The 3160-nt window shown below is 49.5% G+C and carries 1 rRNA gene; it reads right to left on the bottom strand.

The features are described from left to right. Positions 1-109 precede the first annotated feature (109 nt). Positions 110-2985, bottom strand: a 23S ribosomal RNA gene (locus tag ACSFA2_RS25305). Between the last annotated feature and the right edge of the window lie 175 nt (positions 2986-3160).

Here is a 3160-nt window from a genome sequence, read left to right as displayed (position 1 = left end):
GATCGAATGATCAAGCAAACGAATTCATAGAGTTTGGAATCAGCTTTTGGCGAATTATTTTGAATGCGTCAACTTGGCATAACACCTTGATCTGATTGATCAAAGTTATAGGGTCAAGCCGCACGAGCAATTAGTATCAGTTAGCTTAACGCATTACTGCGCTTCCACACCTGACCTATCAACGTCCTGGTCTTGAACGACTCTTTAGGGGGCTCAAGGCCCCGGCAGATCTCATCTTGAAACGAGTTTCCCGCTTAGATGCTTTCAGCGGTTATCTCTTCCACACTTAGCTACTCGGCAATGCCACTGGCGTGACAACCGATACACCAGAGGTGTGTCCACTCCGGTCCTCTCGTACTAGGAGCAGGCTTCCTCAAATCTGCAGCGCCCACGGAAGATAGGGACCAAACTGTCTCACGACGTTTTAAACCCAGCTCACGTACCTCTTTAAATGGCGAACAGCCATACCCTTGGGACCGGCTACAGCCCCAGGATGAGATGAGCCGACATCGAGGTGCCAAACACCGCCGTCGATATGAACTCTTGGGCGGTATCAGCCTGTTATCCCCAGAGTACCTTTTATCCGTTGAGCGATGGCCCTTCCATACAGAACCACCGGATCACTATGTCCTGCTTTCGCATCTGCTCGACTTGTCAGTCTCGCAGTTAAGCACGCTTATGCCATTGCACTATCGTCACGATGTCCGACCGTAACTAGCGTACCTTCGAACTCCTCCGTTACGCTTTGGGAGGAGACCGCCCCAGTCAAACTGCCTACCATGCACTGTCCCCGATCCAGATAATGGACCTAGGTTAGAACCTCAAACACACCAGGGTGGTATTTCAACGTTGGCTCCACGATACCTAGCGGCACCGCTTCAAAGCCTCCCACCTATCCTACACAGATCTGTTCAAAGTCCAATACAAAGCTACAGTAAAGGTTCATGGGGTCTTTCCGTCTTTCCGCGGGGAGATTGCATCATCACAAACATTTCAACTTCGCTGAGTCTCAGGAGGAGACAGTGTGGCCATCGTTACGCCATTCGTGCAGGTCGGAACTTACCCGACAAGGAATTTCGCTACCTTAGGACCGTTATAGTTACGGCCGCCGTTTACTGGGACTTCAATCAAGAGCTTGCACCCCATCATTTAATCTTCCAGCACCGGGCAGGCGTCACACCCTATACGTCCACTTTCGTGTTTGCAGAGTGCTGTGTTTTTAATAAACAGTCGCAGCCACCGATTTTTTGCAACCCATTCATGCTTCGTTGTTCACTACACACTAATAGGGCACACCTTCTTCCGAAGTTACGGTGTCAATTTGCCGAGTTCCTTCTCCTGAGTTCTCTCAAGCGCCTTAGAATACTCATCTCGCGCACCAGTGTCGGTTTGCGGTACGGTCGTATATAGCTGAAGCTTAGTGGCTTTTCCTGGAACCTCGTTCAGTCACTTCACGGACAAGTCCGCTCGATCGTTGGCCTCGGTATATGTGCACCGGATTTGCCTAATGCACGCCTACATCCAACTAAACCAGAATAATCCAATAACTGGATGACCTATTAAGATCCGTCCCCACATCGCACTATATATCGGTACAGGAATATTGACCTGTTTCCCATCAGCTACGCATCTCTGCCTCGCCTTAGGGGCCGACTCACTCTACGCCGATGAACGTTGCGTAGAAAACCTTGCGCTTACGGCGAGGGGGCTTTTCACCCCCTTTAACGCTACTCATGTCAGCATTCGCACTTCTGATACCTCCAGCACGCTTTACAACGCACCTTCACAGGCTTACAGAACGCTCTCCTACCACTTGCAATAAATTGCAAATCCGCAGCTTCGGTAACTGGCTTAGCCCCGTTACATCTTCCGCGCAGGACGACTCGATCAGTGAGCTATTACGCTTTCTTTAAATGATGGCTGCTTCTAAGCCAACATCCTGACTGTTTTAGCCTTCCCACTTCGTTTCCCACTTAGCCAATTTTAGGGACCTTAGCTGGCGGTCTGGGTTGTTTCCCTCTTGAGTCCGGACGTTAGCACCCGGTGCTCTGTCTCCCAAGCTGTACTCATCGGTATTCGGAGTTTGCCTTGGTTTGGTAAGTCGCCATGACCCCCTAGCCAAAACAGTGCTCTACCCCCGATGGTAATACTTGAGGCACTACCTAAATAGTTTTCGGAGAGAACCAGCTATTTCCAAGTTTGTTTAGCCTTTCACCCCTATCCACAGCTCATCCGCTAGTTTTGCAACACTAGTCGGTTCGGACCTCCAGTACCTGTTACGGCACCTTCATCCTGGCCATGGATAGATCACTTGGTTTCGGGTCTACACCCAGCGACTGATCGCCCTATTCGGACTCGATTTCTCTACGGCTTCCCTATTCGGTTAACCTTGCCACTGAATGTAAGTCGCTGACCCATTATACAAAAGGTACGCAGTCACCCCTTACGAGGCTCCTACTTTTTGTAAGCACGCGGTTTCAGGATCTATTTCACTCCCCTCCCGGGGTTCTTTTCGCCTTTCCCTCACGGTACTAGTTCACTATCGGTCAATGATGAGTATTTAGCCTTGGAGGATGGTCCCCCCATGTTCAGACAGGATTTCTCGTGTCCCGCCCTACTTGTCGTTAGCTCAGTACCACACAGGTCATTTCACGTACGGGGCTATCACCCGCTATGGCCAGTCTTTCCAAACTGTTCCGTTATGTCTTGTGCTATCACTAACAGGCTTCTCCGATTTCGCTCGCCACTACTTTCGGAATCTCGGTTGATGTCTTTTCCTCGAGCTACTGAGATGTTTCAGTTCACCCGGTTCGCCTCGCATGACTATGTATTCATCATGCGATACCTTTGCAGGTGGGTTTCCCCATTCGGAAATCTCCGGATCAAAGCTAATTTGCCAGCTCCCCGAAGCTTATCGCAGGCTATCACGTCCTTCGTCGCCTATCATTGCCAAGGCATCCACCACGTGCTCTTATTCACTTGACCCTATAACTTTGACGTTTCTTTCGAAACTACAAAATCATTTCAAGGAATATGTCAGGTCTTTCACCTGACGCGTTATGCCGTTACATTCAAAATTCGATTTGACTCGAAATTGAAGTTTCTTTTGACGCAATCAAAAATTCTATGTTGCTGATGGCACGGTCTGCACTAAACCTTT

The organism is Variovorax cryoconiti (assembly GCF_051216395.1).
Taxonomy (GTDB): Bacteria; Pseudomonadota; Gammaproteobacteria; order Burkholderiales; family Burkholderiaceae_C; genus Variovorax.
The sequence above is the reverse complement of the archived record's forward strand: the minus strand, read 5'-3'. Positions and strand labels throughout refer to the sequence as shown.